The organism is Burkholderia sp. AU33423 (genome assembly GCF_002223135.1).
Taxonomy (GTDB): domain Bacteria; phylum Pseudomonadota; class Gammaproteobacteria; order Burkholderiales; family Burkholderiaceae; genus Burkholderia; species Burkholderia lata_D.
Map to the genome: position 1 here is coordinate 1,142,495 of NZ_NKFH01000007.1, position 20,154 is coordinate 1,162,648.

16 protein-coding genes are annotated in these 20,154 nt (G+C 68.8%); 11 read left to right on the forward strand and 5 right to left on the reverse strand.

Annotated features, from left to right (window positions below; genetic code table 11):
• Nucleotides 1–90: 90 nt before the first annotated feature.
• A complete protein-coding gene (locus tag CFB50_RS23775; protein ID WP_069252896.1) occupies nucleotides 91–1,950 on the reverse strand; it encodes a sulfatase-like hydrolase/transferase in 1,860 nt (619 codons plus the stop codon).
• Between the two features lie 134 nt (nucleotides 1,951–2,084).
• Here CFB50_RS23775 and CFB50_RS23780 point away from each other — a divergent pair, with 134 nt between their 5' ends.
• Together CFB50_RS23780 and CFB50_RS23785 are read left to right on the forward strand one after the other, a co-directional pair.
• Entirely contained in the window at nucleotides 2,085–3,101 is a 1,017-nt protein-coding gene (locus CFB50_RS23780) for a LysR substrate-binding domain-containing protein (protein WP_089448405.1), read from the forward strand.
• A 336-nt stretch (nucleotides 3,102–3,437) separates the two neighbouring features.
• The gene (locus tag CFB50_RS23785; protein WP_069251234.1) at nucleotides 3,438–5,687 is read left to right on the forward strand and encodes a putative bifunctional diguanylate cyclase/phosphodiesterase; all 2,250 of its coding nucleotides are present in this window, start codon (nucleotides 3,438–3,440) and stop codon (nucleotides 5,685–5,687) included.
• A 27-nt stretch (nucleotides 5,688–5,714) separates the two neighbouring features.
• Here CFB50_RS23785 and CFB50_RS23790 read toward each other — a convergent pair whose 3' ends face one another.
• Complete coding sequence (locus CFB50_RS23790; protein ID WP_069251235.1) at nucleotides 5,715–6,782, reverse strand: response regulator; 1,068 nt, start codon at nucleotides 6,780–6,782, stop codon at nucleotides 5,715–5,717.
• Nucleotides 6,783–6,849: 67 nt separating this feature from the next.
• Nucleotides 6,850–7,854 carry a chemotaxis response regulator protein-glutamate methylesterase gene (locus tag CFB50_RS23795; RefSeq protein ID WP_069251236.1) on the reverse strand — a complete coding sequence of 335 codons (1,005 nt, stop codon included), beginning with the start codon at nucleotides 7,852–7,854 and terminating at the stop codon, nucleotides 6,850–6,852.
• 340 nt (nucleotides 7,855–8,194) lie between these two features.
• Between CFB50_RS23795 and CFB50_RS23800 the strand changes: the two genes are divergently transcribed.
• Nucleotides 8,195–8,623 (forward strand): hypothetical protein, encoded by a 429-nt coding sequence (locus CFB50_RS23800; protein WP_069251237.1) that lies wholly within the window; start codon nucleotides 8,195–8,197, stop codon nucleotides 8,621–8,623.
• Between the two features lie 46 nt (nucleotides 8,624–8,669).
• Here the strand turns inward: CFB50_RS23800 and CFB50_RS23805 are convergent, their stop codons facing one another.
• Complete coding sequence (locus CFB50_RS23805; protein WP_069251238.1) at nucleotides 8,670–8,894, reverse strand: hypothetical protein; 225 nt, start codon at nucleotides 8,892–8,894, stop codon at nucleotides 8,670–8,672.
• A 336-nt stretch (nucleotides 8,895–9,230) separates the two neighbouring features.
• Between CFB50_RS23805 and CFB50_RS23810 the strand changes: the two genes are divergently transcribed.
• The 4 genes from CFB50_RS23810 (at nucleotide 9,231) to CFB50_RS23825 (ending at nucleotide 12,339) form a co-directional block, all read left to right on the forward strand.
• On the forward strand, nucleotides 9,231–9,920 hold the full coding sequence (locus CFB50_RS23810; protein WP_069251239.1) for a DUF969 domain-containing protein: 690 nt from the start codon (nucleotides 9,231–9,233) through the stop codon (nucleotides 9,918–9,920).
• Nucleotides 9,917–10,867, forward strand: coding sequence for a DUF979 domain-containing protein (locus CFB50_RS23815; protein ID WP_089447434.1), 951 nt, complete (start codon nucleotides 9,917–9,919; stop codon nucleotides 10,865–10,867). Before CFB50_RS23810 ends, CFB50_RS23815 begins: the two co-directional genes overlap by 4 nt.
• Nucleotides 10,868–10,877: 10 nt before the next feature.
• Nucleotides 10,878–11,900 carry a DUF2891 domain-containing protein gene (locus CFB50_RS23820; protein ID WP_069251241.1) on the forward strand — a complete coding sequence of 341 codons (1,023 nt, stop codon included), beginning with the start codon at nucleotides 10,878–10,880 and terminating at the stop codon, nucleotides 11,898–11,900.
• 115 nt (nucleotides 11,901–12,015) lie between these two features.
• Complete coding sequence (locus CFB50_RS23825; protein ID WP_069251242.1) at nucleotides 12,016–12,339, forward strand: hypothetical protein; 324 nt, start codon at nucleotides 12,016–12,018, stop codon at nucleotides 12,337–12,339.
• Nucleotides 12,340–12,377: 38 nt separating this feature from the next.
• Here CFB50_RS23825 and CFB50_RS23830 read toward each other — a convergent pair whose 3' ends face one another.
• Entirely contained in the window at nucleotides 12,378–13,202 is an 825-nt protein-coding gene (locus CFB50_RS23830) for an IclR family transcriptional regulator (protein WP_069251243.1), read from the reverse strand.
• A gap of 186 nt (nucleotides 13,203–13,388) precedes the next feature.
• Between CFB50_RS23830 and CFB50_RS23835 the strand changes: the two genes are divergently transcribed.
• The 4 genes from CFB50_RS23835 to CFB50_RS23855 all read left to right on the forward strand — a co-directional run bounded on the left by CFB50_RS23835 (nucleotide 13,389) and on the right by CFB50_RS23855 (nucleotide 20,056).
• On the forward strand, nucleotides 13,389–15,044 hold the full coding sequence (locus CFB50_RS23835; protein ID WP_069251244.1) for a GMC family oxidoreductase: 1,656 nt from the start codon (nucleotides 13,389–13,391) through the stop codon (nucleotides 15,042–15,044).
• 127 nt (nucleotides 15,045–15,171) lie between these two features.
• Nucleotides 15,172–16,476 carry an MFS transporter gene (locus CFB50_RS23840; RefSeq protein ID WP_069251245.1) on the forward strand — a complete coding sequence of 435 codons (1,305 nt, stop codon included), beginning with the start codon at nucleotides 15,172–15,174 and terminating at the stop codon, nucleotides 16,474–16,476.
• Between the two features lie 562 nt (nucleotides 16,477–17,038).
• Nucleotides 17,039–18,454: an NAD(P)/FAD-dependent oxidoreductase gene (locus CFB50_RS23845; protein ID WP_069251246.1), complete on the forward strand. Its 1,416-nt coding sequence runs from the start codon at nucleotides 17,039–17,041 to the stop codon at nucleotides 18,452–18,454.
• A 180-nt stretch (nucleotides 18,455–18,634) separates the two neighbouring features.
• On the forward strand, nucleotides 18,635–20,056 hold the full coding sequence (locus CFB50_RS23855) for an amino acid permease (protein WP_069251247.1): 1,422 nt from the start codon (nucleotides 18,635–18,637) through the stop codon (nucleotides 20,054–20,056).
• Nucleotides 20,057–20,154: the final 98 nt, after the last annotated feature.

The window sequence follows — 20,154 nt, forward strand, 5'->3', positions numbered from 1 at the left end:
GTACGGTCGCATGGCGCGACCGCACGGCAGGGGATCACGGGATGCGGAATCGTCCGAGGATTGCCGGTTCCGGAAGACGGCCGGCCGCCTTCAATGCCACTTGCGGATCTGCACCTGCACCTTGCCGTCGCGGATCGGCATGACGTCGGGACTGTCGTCGCCGACTTCGCTCGCGATCAGGTCGTTCAGGCGGCCGTTCATCGCGAGCAGCAGATCGCCGTGTCGCTTCCGGTCCATCGCGAGATTGCGCATCTCGCCCGGATCGCTCGCGACGTCGAACAGCTCGACGTCGTTGCGCGCGAACAAGGCCTCCATCGTCGTCGGCCGGTTGAATTCGAGCGGCGAGAAATAGCGCGTGAACCGGTAGCGGCCGTCGAACACGCTGCGGATCGTGCCGCGCAACCGGAAATCGGGCTGCTGCGCGAGCGCGCGGCGCAGCAGCTCGTCTTCGGGCACGCCTTTCTGGCGCATCGTGCCCAGCTCCTTTAGCATCCATTCGCTGTCGTAGTAGAGCAGCATCGCGTAGTTGAACAGCGTGGCATCGCGCGCCGCGTGCAGCTTCGCCTCGGCCGGCTTCGCGAGCCAGCGCGTGAGGTCGTGCCCCTTCAGCGCGCTGCCGCGAATCGACGCGAGCCGCGCATCGTCGAGACCGGTGAGCCCGAGCAGCGTCGGTGCGATGTCGATGTGCGACGTCAGCGCATCGCACTGCATGCCGCCCGGATACGCGGGATGGCGGATCACGAGCGGTACGTGGTTCTGCGGCTGGTAGGCGGTCGCGCCCTTGCCGACGAGCTGGTGCGCGCCGATGTGGTCGCCGTGGTCGGCCGTCATCACGACGATCGTGCGTTCGTCGAGGCCGAGCGATTGCAGCGACTGCAGCAGGCGCACGACGTGCGTGTCGCAGTCGCGCACGCAGTTGAAGTAGTTGTCCTGATAGATGCGCAGGCGTTCGTCGGTGAACGGATAGCGCCCGACGAGGTTCGCATGCGCGGCGTTGAACATCCCGTGCGCCGGTGGCCGTCCCGGCTCGTCGTACGGCTGCCGCCGCGATGCCGCGAGCGGCACGTCGTGCCACGACGTGCGATACAGCGCGTCGTTCGGCGGCGGCGCGTTGCCGAGCATCGGGTGGTTCGCGTCCTGCACCGTCGAGCCGTTCGTGTCGGTGTTCACGAACATCGCATCGTGCGGGTTCACCAGGTTCACCGCGAGGAACCACGGCTTGCCTTCCTTCGCGAGACGCGGCGCGTGGTTGCGCATCCAGCTCACCGCCGCCTCGGCCGTGATCCCGTCGTACTGGTAGCCGCCGCGCACCATCCCGATCAGGTCGCCCACGCCGAAATAGTCGTCGAAACCGTACGACCGGATCGTGCGGTTGTAGTCGGCCACGGGGGCCGTGTACGGGCTCGCGGTTTCGTGCATCGACGCGCTCAGGTGCCATTTGCCGAGATACGCGGCGTAGTAGCCGGCGTCGCGCAGCATGTGGCCGACGGTGCGCACGTCCGGCGACATGTCCTTCTGCCAGGGTACGCCTGCGTTGTCGAGCACGCCGGTGTGCTGGATATGCTGCCCGGTGTAGACCGTCGAGCGCGACGGCGAGCACACGCAGGCGGCGATCTGGTGGTGCATGAACGTGATGCCGTCGCGGCGCAGCGCTTCGCGGCCCGGCACCGGGAACGGCCAGCGGTCGAAGTGGCGCTCCTGGTCGGTCAGGATGAACAGGATGTTGTAGCCGGCGGGCGGCGCGGCGGGCGCGGTCGTCGCGCCGTGGAATGCGGGCGCGGGATCGACGCCCGCGCCGGCGGTGACCGGGGCGGCGGGGGCGGCCGGCGGCGCGCTCGCGGCCAGCGCGTCGGCGCCGAAGCCGGCCGCCGCGACTGCCGCGCCGGCCAGCTTGAGGAACTGGCGCCGCGGGGTGGGTTCGGCGGCGGGGGTGTCCTGATCGTCTTTCACGTCGACTGTCTCCTGGTCATGCCGGCTCGTGCCGGGGGTTTTCATGCGGACGACTATGCGGCAGGATCGTGTATCGATCGATGAAAGATCGAGGTCGATCGATAACCTGATGAATATGAATGACGGAGGCGCCCGTGACCTACGACCCACGTGGCCCGGCCCGCCGCACGCAGCCGGCACCGCTCGCGCCGCCCGGCGCGCCGGCCCACGAGCAGCGCATCGCGCAGGCGCTGCGCCGGCTGCGCGTGCGCGACATGGAAACGCTCGACTCGCTCGGGCGCACGCGCAGCTTCGCGCGCACGGCCGAGGCCGCGTCGATCACGCAGCCCGCGTTGTCGAAATGGCTGCGCGAGCTCGAGGACGCGCTCGGCCTGCCGCTATTCGAACGCACGTCGCGGCGCGTCGCGCCGACCGTCTATGGCGATGCGCTGCTCGAATGCATCGGCCGCGTGCTGACCGACATGCGCGGCGTCGCGCCCGCGTTCGATGCGTTGCGTACCGGCACCGGCCGCCCGGTGTCGATCGGCCTGCTGCCGAACATGGCGCCGCAACTGATTCCGGGCGCGCTGGCGTGGCTGCAGGAAGCCGGCCGCCCGGTGCAGCTCAACGTGCGCGAGGACACGCTCGACCGGATGCTCGCGCAGGCACAGCGCCACGAGCTCGACCTGCTCGTGTGCCGGCTCGACGCGTCGGCGCTGAGCGCGGGGCTCGACGTCGCGCCGCTGTACCGCGACGACATGATCGTCGTATGCGGGCCGCGCCATCCGCTGCTCAGGCGCGCGCGGATCGGCTGGCGCGACGCGGCCGCGTTCCCGTGGATCGCGCCGCCGCTCGGGTCGCCCGCGCGCACGGCGCTGGACGCCGAGTTCGCGAATGCGGGCTTGCCGCCGCCACCCGTGCGGATGGAATCGGTGTCATGGCAGACCAACCGCGTGGTGGCCGAGCAGTCGCCTTGCCTGTTCGTGCAGTCGGCCCGCGCGTTCGAGCTGGCCGTGCGCTCGGGGGAGCGGGTTGGCCGGTTGCCGCTGAAGCTGTCGACGATGCCGGAAACGGTCGGCGCGTTGTATGCGGCGCCCGCGGGCGTGTCGGTCACGGCCGCGATCGATGCATTGAAGGCCGTGACGCGCACGGAACCCGGCGCGGTGGCATGAAGGCGAACGGAGCCGGGCGCCGCGACAATCTGGCGAACGGTTTGCATGCTCGCCGCGCACCACGCGCGGCCTTGCCCCGGGCCGTCGCGCCGTGCGCAAGTCTTTCGGCAAGCTGACTGCCGGCTGCAACCGCCGTGCCGACCGCGCGTAACCCCTGATGTACGTGGATGCGCCGCTTGTCACGGATTGGTGTTAAATATATTTCGGCGCGCGTTGGCACCGCGCGCAATACGGGGCGCACCGGGCATCGGCGTAAACCCGGGGCGACATACGGCACGAAGGATCGAAAACGAATCGGGCGCATCAGACCCGGTCGGACAGACGGCAGGATTCATCTTGAATACCGAACCGCAAAGTTCTCGTTACAGTCTCGGGCTCGCGGCGGAAGTACTCGCGTCAGAGCAAAGCGTGCTGAGGCTGATCACGCGCAACACACCGCTGCCGGAACTGCTCGTCGAGGTCTGCCGGCGTGCCGAGGCGTTGCTCGGCGACGGTGCGTCGTGCACGATCCTGCTGCTCGATACCGACGGCGTGCATGTGCACGTCGGTGCCGCGCCATCGCTGCCCGTGCAGTACAGCGCGGCGATCGAAGGCGCGTCGATCGGGCCCGTGGCCGGCTCGTGCGGCACGGCGATGTACCTGCGCCGGATGGTCGTCGTCGAAGACATCGAAACCGATCCCCTGTGGGCCGATTACCGTGCCGTCGCATTGCCGCTGGGCTTGCGCGCGTGCTGGTCGGTGCCGTTCCTCGATGAAGCGGGCGTCGTGCTCGGCGCGTTCGCCGTCTATTACCGCACGCCGCGCCGGCCGGGCGACGAGGAAACCGAACTGTTGCGCGATATCGGCAACAGCGTCGGCCTCGCGGTGCACCAGGACCGGATCGCGCGACAGCTCGCGCGCAGCGAGGAACATCACCGGCTCGTGGTCAACAGCCTGAACGAAGGGATACTCGTGGTGTCGCGCGACGGCGTCGTGGTCGCGAGCAACCCGAGTGCGAACCGGATGATGCGCGTGAAGGGCGACCTCGTCGGCCGCCGGCTGTCGACGGTGATCCTGCGCAAGCTGCACGAGGACGGCACGCCGATCCCACCCGACGAATGGCCGAGCCTGCGCGCGCTCGAGACGGCCACGCCGATGCTCGGCTACACGGTCGGCTTCGGCCTTGCGGACGGCGACGTCATCTGGGTGCGCGGCAACGCGGTGCCGATCGTGAAGCCGGGCGAGAAGCAGGCCGATTCGGTGCTCGTGTCGTTCAACGACATCGGCCCCGTGCGCGAAGCGCAGCAACAGCTGCGCTACCTGGCGACGCGCGATGCGCTGACGGGCCTTTACAACCGCCGCTGGCTCGGCGACCGCATGCGCGAGCTGTTCGGCCGACAAGATGCGACGGGCGGGCCCGCGCGCGTCGCGATCCTGTTCATCGATCTCGTCGGTTTCAAGAAGGTCAACGACACGGCCGGCCACGACGCGGGCGACGCGCTGCTGCGCAGCGTTGCCACGCGGCTCGCGGCGTGCGGCGGCGGCCAGTACGCGCTGACGCGGGTCGGCGGCGACGAGTTCGTGATCCTCGTCGACGACTGCGACGATCCCGACCGGCTCGAGGTGCTCGCGCGCGAGGTGATCGACGCGATCGCGAAGCCGTTCGCAATCGCGAACAACGAATACTGGCTCGGCGTGTCGATCGGGATCAGCGTCGCGCCGCGCGACGGCGACGATGCCGTCACGCTGATGCGCAATGCCGATTCGGCGATGTACGACGCGAAGCAGCGCGGCCGCAACCACTTCACGTTCTTCACCGCGCAGCTCAACCTGCGGCTGCAGCGCCGCTTCGCGATCGAGCAGTCGCTGCGGCGCGCGCTTTCGTCGGACATGCTGCGGCTCGCGTATCAGCCCGTCGTCGACGCGCGCAGCGGCCGCACGGTCGGCGCCGAGGCGCTCTTGCGCTGGACGAGCCCCGAGCTCGGGCCGATGTCGCCGGCGGAGTTCATTCCGGTCGCGGAAGATACGGGGCAGATCGTCGCGATAGGCCAGTGGGTGCTCGAAACCGCGTGCCGGCAGGCGGCCGAATGGCGCCGCACGATCGCGCCCGACCTGATGCTGGCCGTCAACCTGTCGCCACGGCAATTCCACGAAGGGCTCGTCGAATCGGTCGGTCGCTGCCTCGCGCAGACCCGGCTCGATCCGTCCGCGCTCGAACTCGAGATTACCGAAGGACTGCTGATGAACGACACGGACACCGTGCTGCCGATGCTCGAGGCGCTCACGGACATGAACGTGAAGATCTCGGTCGACGATTTCGGCACCGGCTATTCATCGCTCGCGTACCTGAAGCGCTTTCCGCTGCACAACCTGAAGGTCGACCGCTCGTTCGTGTCGGGCGTGCCCGATCATCACGACTCGGTGGCGATCACGCAGGCCGTGGTCGCGATGGCGCATTCGCTCGGGATGAAGGTCACGGCCGAAGGCGTCGAGACGCAGGCGCAATCGTGGTTTCTGCAGCAGATCGGCTGCGACATGCAGCAGGGCTATCTGTTCAGCCGCCCGCTGGACGCGAACGACTACGCGCGCCGGCTCGGCGCCGTGTGAGCGCGGCGCGGGTTCGGCGTTCGGCGGTCAGTCGACGCGCGGCCCGCCGAACCCGCCGGGGACCGGCGTCGGCGGCGGCGCATCGATCTCGACGCGGTTCTTGCCTTCGTGCTTCGCGCGATAGAGCGCACGGTCGGCCGCTTCGATCAGCAGGGTTGTCGGCAGGCCGGGCATCGGCACGATGCTCGCGCCGCCGATGCTGATCGTCACGGTGTTGCCCGTCGACGAATGCGCGTGCCGCAGCCGCAGTGCCTCGACCGCAAGGCGGATCTTCTCGCCGAGCAGCCGTGCGGCGCCCGGCGACGTGGCCGGCATCACGACCGCGAATTCCTCGCCGCCGAAACGCGCGGCGAGATCGCCCGACTGGCCGAGACAGCGCTCGATGGTCGACGCGATCTGCTTGAGCACGCTGTCGCCCGACACGTGGCCGTACGTGTCGTTGTACAGCTTGAAGTTGTCGACGTCGATCATCAGCAGCGACAGCTCGCTGCGCTCGCGTGTGCCGCGCCGCCATTCGGCGGCGAGGTATTCGTCGAGATAGCGGCGGTTCGACAGCCCGGTCAGGCCGTCGGAGTGCGTGAGGCGCCGCAGCTCGAGATTGGCTTCGAGCAACTGCTGCTGCGATTGCCGCAGCGCGCGATAGGCCTCGTCGCGCTGCAGCAGGTTCATGTACGAGCGGGAGTGGTAGCGCACCCGCGCGACGAGCTCGATGCGGTCGGGCAGCTTCACGAGGTAGTCGTTCGCGCCGGCCGCGAACGCGGCGCTCTTGATCACGGGCTCTTCCTGCGTCGACAGCACGATGATCGGCACGTCGCGCGTCGCCGGATTCGCGCGGTACGCCTTCACGAGGCTCAGCCCGTCGGTGCCGGGCATCACGAGGTCCTGCAGGATCACGGTCGGCCGCGTCTCGATCGCGGTGGCCATCGCGTCGTCCGAACGCGGGCAGTAGTGAAAATCGATGCCTTCCTCGTCGACGAGCGCGCGCCGCACGGCTTCCGCGACGATCGTCTGGTCATCGACCAGCAGCACCATCGCCGGCACGTCGACGGGCGGCGTGTAGGGGCCGCCCGGCGGGCGAGTCAGGTCAATGGTCATGGTCGATGCGGGTTGTTGCGGTTGTCGCAGGGGCAGGCATGGGTGTTGCGCGTGTTCATCGTCGGGCTCAGATTCTCGCGAGCGCCGCCAGCTCGCCCGCGATGCGCCCGAGCGGCAGGATCGCGCGCGCCGCGCCGAGCGTCGCGGCCGCCTTCGGCATGCCGTACACGGCGCTCGTCGCCTCGTCCTGCGCGATCGTATGGTAGCCCTTCATCCGCAGCGCCTTCAGGCCGATCGCGCCGTCGCGGCCCATTCCGGTGAGCAGCACGCCGATCACGCGGCCGGGCCAGTGCTCGGTCAGGCTGTTGAAGAACACGTCGACCGACGGGCGATACGGCGTGGCGGCCGGCTCACGCGTGTATTCGAGCGTGCCGGCGCGCGTGATGCGCAGGTGGTCGTCGGTCGCGGCGAGCAGCGCGACGCCCGGCTGCGGGCGGTCGCCTTCGCGCGCGACGCGCACCGCGAGCGGCGTCTGGCCGTCGAGCCATTGCGCCATGCCTTCGGCGAACGCGCGGTCGACGTGCTGGACGATCACGATCGGTGCACTGAAATCGGCCGGCAGGCCGCCGAGGACCGACGCGAGCGCGCCGGGGCCGCCGGCCGACGCGCCGATCGCGACCAGCGGGCCGCCGCCGGCGCGGGAGGCCGTGCCGGCGAGGCGCGTGCCGCCGGGCGCGTCGAGCAGGCGGCCGATCTGGTCGATCTTCGCGAGCAGGAGCCGGGTCGTGTCGCCGGCCGCGCCGTCGCCGAGCCGCGGCGTATCGACCGCGTCGAGCGCGCCGGCGCCCATCGCCTCGAACACGCGCCATGCATTCGCGCCGATGCAGCTCGTCACGATCAGGATCGCGCACGGTCGTTCGGATCGCATGATCCGCCGCGTCGCTTCGATCCCGTCGAATTTCGGCATGATCAGGTCCATCAGCACGACGTCGGGCGGCTGCGCGGCGCACAGCTCGACGGCTTGCGCGCCGTCGGTCGCGACCCACAGCACGCGGTGCTCGGGCCGGCGCGCGATCGCGCGGCGCATCGCCTCGACGGCAAGCGGGAGGTCGTTGACGATGCCGATGTTCACAAGCGGAATTCTCCGGTCGGTTCGTAGTGTTGGAGGTGGGCCGGGTTCATGGAAGGGGCTGCCTGTTCGGCGCCGCCGGACGGCATCGGCGGCCGGACGGCGCGGCATTGTTTTCGGTTGGCGACGCCCGCATGCTGTCATGCGGCGCGGGCGGCGGCAATCGAAAAATTCGCGCATGGTGCCGTTTCAGTGCGTTTCCTCTATGACTGTGGGGTGTTGGCGGAGGGCAGGGGAACCGGGCCGGCCCGCGCATGCCTGTCCGGCGGTTTCGGCACGACCGGCCGCGGAAGCCGGCATGTTACCGTGGCGGCTTCGATAAAAAAGACGGGGAGAATGCCGGATGACCGTGCCCGACACCCTGCTGGTCAGCCGCGATCCGTACGCGCCGATCGTGACCGAGCACGACGGCCGGTTGCTGTACCGGATCCACATCGAGAGCGGGCACGCGTCGTTCCACCGCGATTTTCCGGTCGATCCGGACGCGGTGTGCGTGCTGCGCGACGACGCCGAGCGCTTTTACTTCCTGTTCGCGGCGCTTCACCATCCGTACCAGTTGCGCGCAACGAACCTGTCCGACGCGGAACGCGAACGCTACTTTCGCACGGTCCTGTTTGCCGGCCGCGACGAAGTCGAAGCGTTCATGACCGAACGCGACCGCGCCAGCAACGGCGCGGTCGCGAACCTGCTGAGGATCTTCACGCAGGCCGACTACCGGCAACTGCGCGCGGGCCGGTGGTTCGACATGGGCGCCGGTACGCCGGCCGCGTAGCGCCCGCGCCGGCCCGCCATCCGCTTCAACGGGCGGAGCCGCGCCGTCAATGGCTGCGCGCGTACCCCTGGATCAGCGCGCGCATCATGCCTTCGACCGTCGCGTCGAGCAGGTCGACTTCCTGCTCGGACTCCTCGACGAGCGCGGCATACGCGGTCGCGAGCGTCACGCGATCGACCTCATGGCGTTGCTCCTTCAGCGTCACCATCCCGTCCTTCGCCAGATGAGCGGAGAACGCGCGGCTGCCGATGGTCTGGAATACGTCAATCATGGCGGCTCTCCCGTCCGTTGCCGATGCTTTCCAGTGTAGTCGGCGCACCGGGGCTCCGCCACGCGCGCGGCCCGCGGCACGCCGCCGGCCGGGGCGCTGACGCGCGTCCCGCAACCGGTGCGTTCGCGCCGTCCGTCCGTCCCCCGATTCCTCGGATGAAACACCGCCGACACCTGCCCCGGGCAACGTGTTCGCACGCTTCAACGTTTACCCGAGGCAGTAAATTGTCGACTTTTTGTCGATAAAGTCTCGTGTTAGATTGCGCCGTCAGAGCCCGGTCCAAACCGGGCAGGCGGCGCAGGCCAAGGCGCCGCGCGTCCGATACAAGGAGGAGCAATGCTGGTGCTGATTGGGGTGCCGATCGTCGTGATCGGTTTTGCGCTGCGCTTCAATGCGCTGCTGGTGGTCACGATCGCGGGGCTCGCGACGGGGCTGGCGGGCGGGCTGAATCTCGTCGACATCGTCAGCGCGTTCGGCAAGGCGTTCACCGAAAACCGCTACATGGGGCTCATCTGGCTGACGCTGCCGGTGATCGCGCTGCTCGAGCGCAACGGGCTCAAGGAGCAGGCGAAGCGGATGATCTCGCGCGTGCAAGCGGCCACCACGGGCCGCGTGCTGATGCTGTACTTCGTGCTGCGCCAGGCGACGGCCGCGCTCGGCCTCACGTCGCTCGGCGGCCATGCGCAGATGGTGCGGCCGCTGATCGCGCCGATGGCCGAGGCCGCCGCGGTCAACCGGCATGGCGAGCTGCCCGAGTCGATGCGCCAGCAGATCCGCGCGCATGCGTCGGGCGCAGACAACGTCGCCGTGTTCTTCGGCGAGGACATTTTCATCGCGATCCAGTCGATCCTGCTGATCAAGGGCTTTCTCGAACAGAACGGCATCGCCATCGAGCCGCTGCACCTGTCGGTGTGGGCGATCCCGACCGCGATCGCCGCACTCCTGATCCACTGCGCGCGCCTTGCGCTGCTCGACCGCCGGCTCACGCGCGGCTGCGGCCTGGTGGCGCAGGAGGGCGCGCGATGATCGGCCTCGAATCGCTGTACACGCTCGCGGGGCTGATGTTCGCCGCGTTCGCCTACTTCAACCTGACCGATCGCGCGAACCCGCGCCGCGTCGTCAATTTCGCGTTCTGGGCGATCTACGCGGTCACGTTCCTGTTCGGCGCGCGGCTGCCGCATTTCGTGACGGGCTGCCTCGCGATCGCGCTCGCGGTGATCGCCGGCTCGGGCAAGCTCGGGCGCGGCAAGTCCGACGAAGCCGGGGAAGCGGCGGCCGTGCGGCGCGAGACGCGCGCGCAGCGTTTCGGCAACACGCTGTTCCTGCCCGCGCTGCTGATTCCGGTCGTCACGCTGATCGGCACGTTCGCGCTGAAACTTGTGCCGTTCGTCGACCCGAAGAGCGTGACGCTGATCTCGCTCGTGCTCGGCACGCTCGTCGCGTTCGCCGTCGCGCTCGCGATGCTGCGTGATTCGCCCGTGCATGCGGTGAAGGAGGCACGCCACACGATGGACGCGGTCGGCTGGGCCGCGATCCTGCCGCAGATGCTCGCGGCGCTCGGCGCGCTGTTCGCGGTCGCGGGTGTCGGCGGCGTGGTGTCGGGGCTCGTGAAGGACTGGGTGCCGATCGATTCGCCGTTCGCGGTGGTCGCGGCCTACACGGTCGGCATGGCGCTGTTCACGATGATCATGGGCAACGGCTTCGCCGCGTTCCCCGTGATGACGGCCGGCATCGGCCTGCCGCTGATCGTCCACCAGTTCCACGGCAACCCGGCGATCGTCGGCGCGATCGGGATGCTGAGCGGCTTCTGCGGTACGCTGATGACGCCGATGGCCGCGAACTTCAACATCGTGCCGGCGGCGCTGCTCGAACTGAAGGACAAGAATGGCGTGATCAAGGTGCAGTGGCCGACGGCCTTGCTGCTGCTCGCCGTGAACACGCTGCTGATGTACGCGTTCGCATTCCGCTTCTGACGAGATCCCGATGACCGACCGACTGACCCCCGAACTCGCCTCGAAATTCGCGTCGCTCGCGCTCGCGCACCTGACCCGCGAATATCCGAACAAGCTTACGCATTCGCTCGAAGGTCCGCACGACGTGCAGGGGCCGCGCGCACTGCACCCGATCTTCTACGGCAGCTACGACTGGCACTCGTGCGTGCACGGCTACTGGCTCGTGCTGCGCGTGCTCGAACGCTATCCGGCATTGCCGGAGGCCGAACGCATCGTCGCGACCGTCGACGCGCACTTCACCGAGGCGAACGTCGCCGGCGAGCGCGCGTATCTCGCGCGGCCGCACAACAGCGGCTTCGAGCGGCCGTACGGCTGGGCGTGGCTGCTCGCGCTGTCGGCGCAGCTGGAGCGGCTCGCGCTGAAGGGGGCGATGCCGCAGGCCGCGCGCTGGGCGAAGACGATGGCGCCGCTGACCGACCTGTTCGTGTCGCGCTTCGAAACCTTCCTGCCGAAGGCGACCTATCCGCTGCGGGTCGGCACGCACTTCAACACCGCGTTCGCGCTGGCGCTCACGCTCGACTTCGCGCGCGACACGCAGCGCGACGGGCTCGCGGCGCTGATCGTCGATACCGCGAAGCGCTGGCACCTGAACGATGTCGCGTGCCAGGCATGGGAGCCGTCGGGCGACGAATTCCTGTCGCCCGCGCTGATGGAGGCGGAGCTGATGCGGCGCGTGCTGCCGGCCGCCGAATTCGACGGCTGGTTCGCGCGCTTCCTGCCCGATCTCGCGCGCGGCGAACCGGCGACGCTGTTCGAGCCGGCGACGGTCAGCGATCGCAGCGACGGGAAGATCGCGCACCTCGACGGGCTGAACCTGAGCCGCGCGTGGTGCCAGCGCTCGCTCGCCGGCGCGCTGCCGGAAGGCGATGCGCGGCGCGCGAAGCTGCTCGACGCGGCCGACCGGCATCTCGCGAGTGCGCTCGCGCACGTGGCCGGCGACTACATGGGCGAGCACTGGCTCGCGACGTTCGCGCTGCTCGCGCTGGAGGCGTAGCGCGCGAAACCCCGCCGGCGGCAAGGTCTTCGGCACGCGGCTATACTCGCCGCTCGGGCCGCATCGCGCCGCATGCGCTGCGCGATGCGGCCATCCATCCGTTTGCCGCCTCGCCATGGACAAGCTCATTACCTACGTCGCCGCGATCCACGGACTCTCGGGCCCGGTATCGATCGTGTCGCACGCGACGTCGCACGACCGCTGGACCGACGACGACGTCGAGGTCACGCGCGACGAAACCGAATACCGCTTCGACAACGGCGCGATCGTGCGCCGCTCGGTCGAGCAGGATCGCGCGCCGTCCGATCTGCTGTGTGCGGAATGCTGGATCGACTACGACGTGCTTCGTCATCCCGATGCGCAACCGATCGGCCCGACGCGGATGACGTTCGACAACGCGTGCCGCGAGACTTTCTGGTTGCGTTATCACCTGGCTTGAACGCTTCAACGCTTCAACGCTTTAGCGCGTAACGGCAATCAACCCGGCGGCGCACCCTCGGCCGCATGCAGCAGCGGTGCGAGCCGCGTCGCCGCTTCCCGCATCTTCGGCACGTTCTCCAGCAGGTCGCTGAGCGTCGCGCGCGCGGTCGGCGCATGCACGGCGAGCGCCGCGAGCACGCGGCCGCTTGCTGCTTCCTTCACCGGCACCGCTACCGCCACCATCCCGCGCACGAACTCCTCGTTGTCGATCCCGATGCCGCGCGCGGCGAGCCGGTCGAGCTCGGCCGCGAGCAACTGCGCATCGGTCAGCGTCCGATAGGTCATCTTCTTCAGCGTGAGCCGCGCGAGCATCGCGTTGCGCTCCAGCGCATTCATCTGCGACAGGAACAGCTTGCCGCTCGCCGTGCAATGCAGCGGCACGCGCATGCCGGGCCGCATCTCGAGCCGCAACGGCTCGGTCGTCTCGACCCGTTCGACGTACAGCACCGTGTCGCCGTCGAGCGCGGTGAGGTTGCAGGTTTCGCCGAGCACGTCGACGAGCGCACGCAGCACCGAGCGGCAGCCGCGCGTGAACGTGTTGTTCGACAGCGCCGCGAGCGCGAACTGCGCGGCGCGCGGGCCGAGCGCGATGCCGCGATCGTGGCCGCGCGAGTCGGGCATGTGGATCACGTAGCCACGCGTTTCGAGCGATTCGATCAGGCGCAGCAGCGTCGCCTTCGGGATATGCAGCCGCGCCGCGAGCTGCGACAGCGTGTACGGCTGGCCGGCCGACGCGAGCGCTTCGAGCACCGCGAGGGCGCGCAGGACGCGTGCGTCGTCGGCGGGCGCGCCATCGGGCGGCGCGGGGGCGGTGTCGCGCATGTGTCTCCTCCGTCGGGATCGACGTGCGTCCCGGGATGGTGTGTGCGTGGGAAATGAAACGAATTGACCGGTTTTTGTACCACATTCGCGGCGTGGACAATAAATCGGCTTGTATGCGTTCCGTGTGCTCAATAAATTTGGACAAAACATACCGGATTTTTCCAAAACCCCGGAACGGAGACACGAATGACACGCAGCTTCGACTATGTCGTGGTCGGCGCGGGATCGGCCGGTTGCGTCCTCGCCAACCGGCTGTCCGACGGCGGGCGCCATACGGTGTGCCTGCTGGAAGCGGGCCCCGCCGACCGCTACATGTGGATTCACGTGCCGATCGGGTACGGCAAGACGATGTTCCACCCCGTGTACAACTGGGGCTTCCACACCGATCCCGATCCGAACATGCACAACCGCCGCCTGTACTGGCCGCGCGGCCGCACGCTCGGCGGCTGCAGCTCGATCAACGGGCTGATCTACGTGCGCGGGCAGCAGCAGGATTACGACCACTGGGCCGCACTCGGCAATCGCGGCTGGAGCTGGCGCGAGTGCCTGCCGTATTTCCGCAAGCTCGAACACAACACGCTCGGCGAAGGGCCGACGCGCGGCACCGGCGGCCCGCTGTGGGCGTCCGCGATCCGGCAGCGGCACGAACTCGTCGATGCGTTCGTGGCCGCGTCGAACCGGCTGGGCGTGCGCACGGTCGACGATTTCAACACGGGCGACCAGGAAGGCGTCGGCTATTACCAGCTCACCACGCGCAACGGGCTGCGCTGCTCGACGGCGGTGGCCTACCTGAAGCCCGCGCGCGGGCGGCCGAACCTGCATGTCGAAACCGATGCGCAGGCGCTGAAGGTGCTGTTCGACGGCGCGCAGGCGTCCGGCGTGCGTTACGTCCAGCATGGCAAGGTGCATGAGGTGCGCGCGTTGCGCGAGGTGATTCTCGCGGCCGGCGCGCTGCAGTCGCCGCAACTGCTCCAGGTGTCGGGCGTCGGGCCGGCCGCGCTGCTGAACCGGCACGGGATTCCGGTCGTCGCCGATCGCGCGGGCGTCGGCGAGAACCTGCAGGATCACCTGCAGATTCGTCTGATCTACGAAGTAACGAAGCCGATCACGACCAACGACGAGCTGCATTCGTGGATCGGCCGCGCGAAGATGGGGCTGCAATGGGCGCTGTTTCGCGGCGGCCCGCTCGCGATCGGCATCAACCAGGGCGGGATGTTCTGCCGTGCGCTGCCGGACGAATCGGCGACGCCGGATATCCAGTTCCATTTCTCGACGCTGTCGGCCGATTCGGCGGGCGGCAGCGTGCATCCGTTTCCCGGCTGCACGTATTCGATCTGCCAGCTGCGGCCCGAATCGCGCGGCACCGTGCGCATCCGCACCGACGATGCGCGCGATGCGCCGTCGATCCAGCCGAACTATCTCGACACCGAGCGCGACCGCCGCACGACGGTGGCCGGCGTGCGCTTCGCGCGACGCGTCGCGGCGACCGAGCCGATGGCGCCGCTGATGAAGCGCGAGGTGCGGCCGGGCGCGGACGCGCAGACGGACGACGAGTTGCTCGAGTTCTGCCGGGAATACGGACAGACGATCTTCCATCCGTCCGGCACCGCGAAAATGGGCGTCGCGAGCGATCCGCTCGCGGTCGTCGACGAGCGGCTGCGCGTGTACGGCACGCGCGGGTTGCGCGTGGTCGACTGTTCGATCATGCCGACCCTCGTATCGGGCAATACCAACGTGCCGATCGTGATGGTCGCCGAGAAGGCGTCCGACATGATCCTCGAGGACGCGCGCGCGGCCGATCGCGGCCGCAGCGTCGCGCCGGCCGCCGAGGCGCTCGCGTAAGGCGTCGCCACGCATCACCCGCGTGGCCCGTGCGCCTGCGCCCGGACGGCCGCCGCGCGTTCATCGATGCCCCCGCCGGTACGGCGCCGGGGCAGGTTGCGGCGCATCCTTACCTGGAGAAGCTCGCATGGCAATCGATTCCCGGGTCGTCCGACGCGTGGCCGCGGCCAGCGTGATCGGCGCGACCGTCGAGTGGTACGACTTTTTCCTGTACGGCGTGGTCGCCGGCATCGTGTTCGACAAGCAGTACTTTCCGGCCGGCGACGCGTTCGTGTCGACGATGCTCGCGTATGCGACGTTCGCGGTCGGCTTCGTCACGCGGCCGCTCGGCGGCTTGCTGTTCGGCCATCTCGGCGACCGCGTCGGGCGCAAGTCCGCGCTGATCCTGACGATGCTGATCATGGGCGTGTCGACGGCCGGCGTCGCGTTCCTGCCGACCTACGCGCAGATCGGCATGTGGGCGCCGGTGTTGCTGCTGACGCTGCGCGTGCTGCAGGGCATCGGCCTGGGCGGCGAGTGGGGCGGCGCGGTGCTGATGGCGTACGAGTACGCGCCGCCGCACCGGCGCGGGCTGTATGCGAGCCTGCCGCAGATCGGGCTCGCGATCGGGCTGTGCCTCGCGGCCGGCGTGGTCGCGGCGCTGTCGCGTGCGCTGCCGGACGCCGCCTTTCTCGCGTGGGGCTGGCGCGTCGCGTTCGCGGCGTCGCTGCTGCTGGTCGCGGTCGGCTTCTACATTCGCACACGGGTGGCCGATACGCCCGAGTTCGTCGCGCTCAAGCGCCAGCGGCGCGATACGAAGCTGCCGGTCGTCGAGCTGCTCGCCAACTATCGTCAGGCGATCCTGCTCGGGATGGGCGCGCGCTATATCGACGGCGTGTTCTTCAACGTGTTCGCGGTGTTCTCGATCGGCTACATGACGCGCAACCTGTCGATCTCGCGCGGCGACGCGCTGCTCGGCGTGATGAGCGCGGCGGTCGTGATGTGCGTGTTCATCCCGGTGTTCGGCGGCCTGTCGGACCGGCTCGGCCGCGCACGCGTGTACCGATGGGGCGCGACGCTGTGCGGGCTGTCGGTGCTGCCCGCGTTCTGGCTGCTGCAGACGCAGTCGACCCACCTGCTCGCCGTGTGGCTCGCGCTGGTGATCCCGTTCGGGATCTTCTACGCGATGGCGTACGGGCCGGAAGCCGCGCTGTTCGCGGAGCTGTTCGACGCGAACGTGCGTTACACGGGCATCTCGTTCGTCTACCAGGTGTCGGGCATCTTCGCGAGCGGGCTCACGCCGATCGTCGCGACCGCGTTGCTGCGCGTGAACGGCGGGGCGCCGTGGCTCGTCGGGGTTTACGTGATGTTGTCTGCACTCCTGTCGATCGTGTCCGCGCGGGCGATCGAGAAGCGCGGCGGCGTGGACGGCGTCGTGGTGCGCGCGATGTGACGGCGGGCGGGGTGGATGGGGCGGGGCGCGGTTGGGGGTCGTATCGGCGCCCGGTCTTCTGGCGGTGTCGTGCTTGCGACGCTGACCGTCGCCGTCTGCCCGTTGCTCGCCGTTCGGTGTCCCGGTCGTCCGGCGGCGTCGTGCCCACGCCGCTGCCTCCTTGCCGACCGACGCCGTCTGCGGTCTGCCCGCTGTTGCCCACCGTTCAACGTCCCGATTGCCCGGCGGCGGCGGGCTAGTGCCGCTGAACCTTTCTGACCGTCGCCGTCCACCTGTCGCCAGCTGTTACCCGCCGTTCGCTGTCCCACACGCTGGTCCAAGCGAATCCGGTCCACTGGCCCTACCTGCGAAAAATCGGCCTGCCTACACTTTCCTCGACAGATCGCCGCATTGAAGCATCTGCACACGATCGACCCGAAGAGAACGATCAGGAGACAGGCATGACCAACAGGCAGTCGGCAGCATTCGCCCGTGCGGCGAGCGCGCGCCCCGCATCAGTCAGTCGAATCGCCTCGTGCGCCCGTTGCGGCGCGGCAGGCCAGCCCGCGTCGGAGGTCTGAGCATGTCGACCCCTTCCATCGAACGGTCCGCGAGCGGCTTTGCCGGCGGCCGGCCGAACGACACGCGTTACGACCCGACCTACGATCCGCTCGTGTCGCCGGGGCCCGGGTGCGGCAGGCAGTACGCGCCGACCTACTGGGTCGCGACGGCCGGCACCCCGCCGCCCGACGACGGCCCCGTGACGCGCGATCTCGATGTCGACGTCGCGATCATCGGCGCCGGCTACACGGGCCTCGCGACCGCGCTGTGCCTCGCGCGGGACCACGGCATCAAGGCCGTCGTGCTGGAAGCCAACCGCACGAGCTGGGGCTGCAGCAGCCGCAACGGCGGGCAGGGGCAGAACGCATCGGGCCGGCTGTCGCGCTCGCAGTGGATCGAGCGCTGGGGCAAGGACGTCGCGCTGAAGATGCACGACGAGATCCTCGAAGGCTTCGAGAACTTCAAGTCGCTCGTGTCGGAAATCGACTGCGACCCGCAACCGGGCGGCCATTTCCTGATCGCGCATCGCCCACGCATCATGGCGAAGCTCGCGGCCGAGGCGAAGGTGTGGAAGGACGTGTTCGGCTATCCGTCCGAACTGCTGAGCGCCGAAACCTTCCGCCGCGAATTCATCAATGATCACGAAGCGGCCGGCGCATTGCACGAGCCGGAAGGCATCGGCATCCATGCGCTGAAGCTCGCGTTCGGCTACCTGCGCCTCGCGCGCGAAGCCGGTGCGAAAGTGCATACGAGCAGCCCGGTGCTCGGCTTCGAGACGATCGACGGCGTGCACCGCCTGCGTACGCCCGGCGGCGTCGTGCGGGCCCGTGCGGTGGGCATCGCGACCGGTGCGTACACCGCGCAGACGCTGCATCCGTCGCTGCGCAGCAAGGTGATGCCGATCCTGTCGAACTCGATGGTCACGCGTCCGCTTACCGACGCGGAGATCGACGCGTGCAACTTCCGCACGACGCAGGTGCTGACCGATACGCGCACGCTGCGCTTCTACTACCGTTTCCTGCCCGATCGCCGTCTGCAGATCGGCAGCCGCAGCGCGATCACCGGTGACGATGCGCCGAACCCGCGTCACTTCGAATTGCTGAAGGAAGGGATGGCGCGCAAGTTTCCCGCGCTGCGCGGCGTGGAGATCGAGTATTCATGGTGGGGCTGGGTCGACGTGAGCCACGACATGATGCCGCGCGTGTGCCAGCCCGACCCGCGGCAGTCGGTGTACTACGCGCTCGGCTACGGCGGCAACGGCGTGTCGTATTCGCAGCAGGCCGGCCGCCGGCTGGCCGAGCAGATCGCGGGGAAGGGTGCACGCCAGACGCTGCCGATCTTCACGTCGCCGCTGCCAGGCCACCCGTTCGCGCCGTTCCGGCGCCTCGGGCAACGGATGCTCTACCTGTCTTACTTCAGGAACGACGAAAAGCCCTGAACGTAGTGCATATCGCCCGGCGTGACGTAACGCGCGCCGGGCTGTCGAACACAATAAAAGCAACAGAAATCCGTGCGGCCGGGGCTGCAGGCGCCCCTGCACGCGCCGTCGCCGGCGGCGCCCGCGCTCACCCGACGGTGGCGTGCGGGCGGCGTCCGGACAACTGGATATGGAGAAGACATGCAACCCTCGAATCAGAGTGACCTGAAGTGTGGCCTCAAGCAGCGCCACATGACGATGATCGCGCTTGGCGGCGTGATCGGTGCCGGGCTGTTCGTCGGCAGCGGCGTGGTGATTCAGCAGACCGGGCCGGCCGCGATCCTGTCGTTCCTGATCACGGGCGGGCTCGTCGTGCTCGTGATGCGGATGCTCGGCGAGATGGCATGCGCGATGCCGGCCGTCGGTTCGTTCTACGAATACGCGCGGCTCGCCTTCGGCAACTGGCGCGGGCCCGGCAAGATGGCGGGCTTCCTGACCGGCTGGATGTACTGGTATTTCTGGGTGATCGTCGTCGCGCTCGAAGCGGTGGCGGGCGCCAAGCTGATCCAGTTCTGGTTGCCGGATACACCCGCGTGGATCATCAGCCTCGCGCTGCTGGTCGTACTGACGCTCACGAACCTGATCTCGGTCGGCAGCTACGGCGAGTTCGAGTTCTGGTTCTCGTCGATCAAGGTCGGCGCGATCATCGTGTTCCTGTTCCTCGGCGGCCTCTACGTGCTCGGCCTGTGGCCCGCGTCGATGCATACGACATCCGTGCTGCCGACGCTGCTCGGCCACGGCGGCTTCATGCCGCTCGGCATCGGGCCGGTGATGAGCGGGGCGGTCGCGGCGACCGGCTTCTACTTCGGCGCGGAAATCGTCACGATCGCGGCGGCCGAGGCCAGGGAACCGGCGAAAGCGGTCGCGAAGGCCACCAATTCGGTGATCACGCGCGTGCTGGTGTTCTACGTCGGCTCGGTCGCGCTCGTCGTCGCGCTGGTGCCGTGGAACTCGCATCAGATGGCCACGCCGTACGTGAGCGCACTCGAAGTGATGGGCCTGCCGGCTGCCGCCAACGTGATGAACGCGATCGTGCTGACGGCGGTGCTGTCCGCGCTCAACTCGGGCCTCTATGCGGCGTCGCGAATGCTGTTCGCGCTGACCCGCCACGGCGACGCGCCGGCCGCGCTCGCGAAGGTCAACAAGCGCGGCGTGCCGGTGCGCGCGATCCTGCTCGGCACGGTGTTCGGCTACGTGTCGGTGGTGATGTCGTACGTGTCGCCCGATACCGTGTTCGCGTTCCTCGTCAATTCGTACGGCACCGTCGCGCTGTTCGTGTACGTGCTGATCGCGTTCTCGCAACTGCGCCTGCGCAAGCGTCTCGACCCGGTGGCGGCCAGCAAGCTGCGTGTCAAGATGTGGGCGTATCCGTACCTCACGTGGGTCGCGATCATCGGCATGGTCGGCATTCTCGTCGCGATGGCGTTCATTCCGGACCAGCGCAAGCCGCTGTGGCTCGGTGTCGCCAGCCTCGGCGTGCTGGTCGTCGCCTACGGGCTCACGCGCCGCAGCCGCCGCGAGCATCTCGATGACAGCGAACTGCTCGCCTATCCGCCGCGTTGATGTGGGGTAATGCGCGGTAACGGCTGACGCCGAAGGCCCGGCCCGCGTGCCGGGCCTTCATGCATGCGGCTTCCGGCCCGATCCGATGGTTGATCGGC

What these genes read in the sequence shown, in the direction of transcription:
- CFB50_RS23790 (WP_069251235.1), bottom strand. Translation starts at nt 6,782, where the DNA reads ATGACCATTGACCTGACTCGCCCGCCGGGCGGCCCCTACACGCCGCCC.
- CFB50_RS23800 (WP_069251237.1), top strand. Translation starts at nt 8,195, where the DNA reads ATGACCGTGCCCGACACCCTGCTGGTCAGCCGCGATCCGTACGCGCCG.
- CFB50_RS23805 (WP_069251238.1), bottom strand. Translation starts at nt 8,894, where the DNA reads ATGATTGACGTATTCCAGACCATCGGCAGCCGCGCGTTCTCCGCTCAT.
- CFB50_RS23810 (WP_069251239.1), top strand. Translation starts at nt 9,231, where the DNA reads ATGCTGGTGCTGATTGGGGTGCCGATCGTCGTGATCGGTTTTGCGCTG.
- CFB50_RS23815 (WP_089447434.1), top strand. Translation starts at nt 9,917, where the DNA reads ATGATCGGCCTCGAATCGCTGTACACGCTCGCGGGGCTGATGTTCGCC.
- CFB50_RS23820 (WP_069251241.1), top strand. Translation starts at nt 10,878, where the DNA reads ATGACCGACCGACTGACCCCCGAACTCGCCTCGAAATTCGCGTCGCTC.
- CFB50_RS23825 (WP_069251242.1), top strand. Translation starts at nt 12,016, where the DNA reads ATGGACAAGCTCATTACCTACGTCGCCGCGATCCACGGACTCTCGGGC.
- CFB50_RS23830 (WP_069251243.1), bottom strand. Translation starts at nt 13,202, where the DNA reads ATGCGCGACACCGCCCCCGCGCCGCCCGATGGCGCGCCCGCCGACGAC.
- CFB50_RS23835 (WP_069251244.1), top strand. Translation starts at nt 13,389, where the DNA reads ATGACACGCAGCTTCGACTATGTCGTGGTCGGCGCGGGATCGGCCGGT.
- CFB50_RS23840 (WP_069251245.1), top strand. Translation starts at nt 15,172, where the DNA reads ATGGCAATCGATTCCCGGGTCGTCCGACGCGTGGCCGCGGCCAGCGTG.
- CFB50_RS23845 (WP_069251246.1), top strand. Translation starts at nt 17,039, where the DNA reads ATGTCGACCCCTTCCATCGAACGGTCCGCGAGCGGCTTTGCCGGCGGC.
- CFB50_RS23855 (WP_069251247.1), top strand. Translation starts at nt 18,635, where the DNA reads ATGCAACCCTCGAATCAGAGTGACCTGAAGTGTGGCCTCAAGCAGCGC.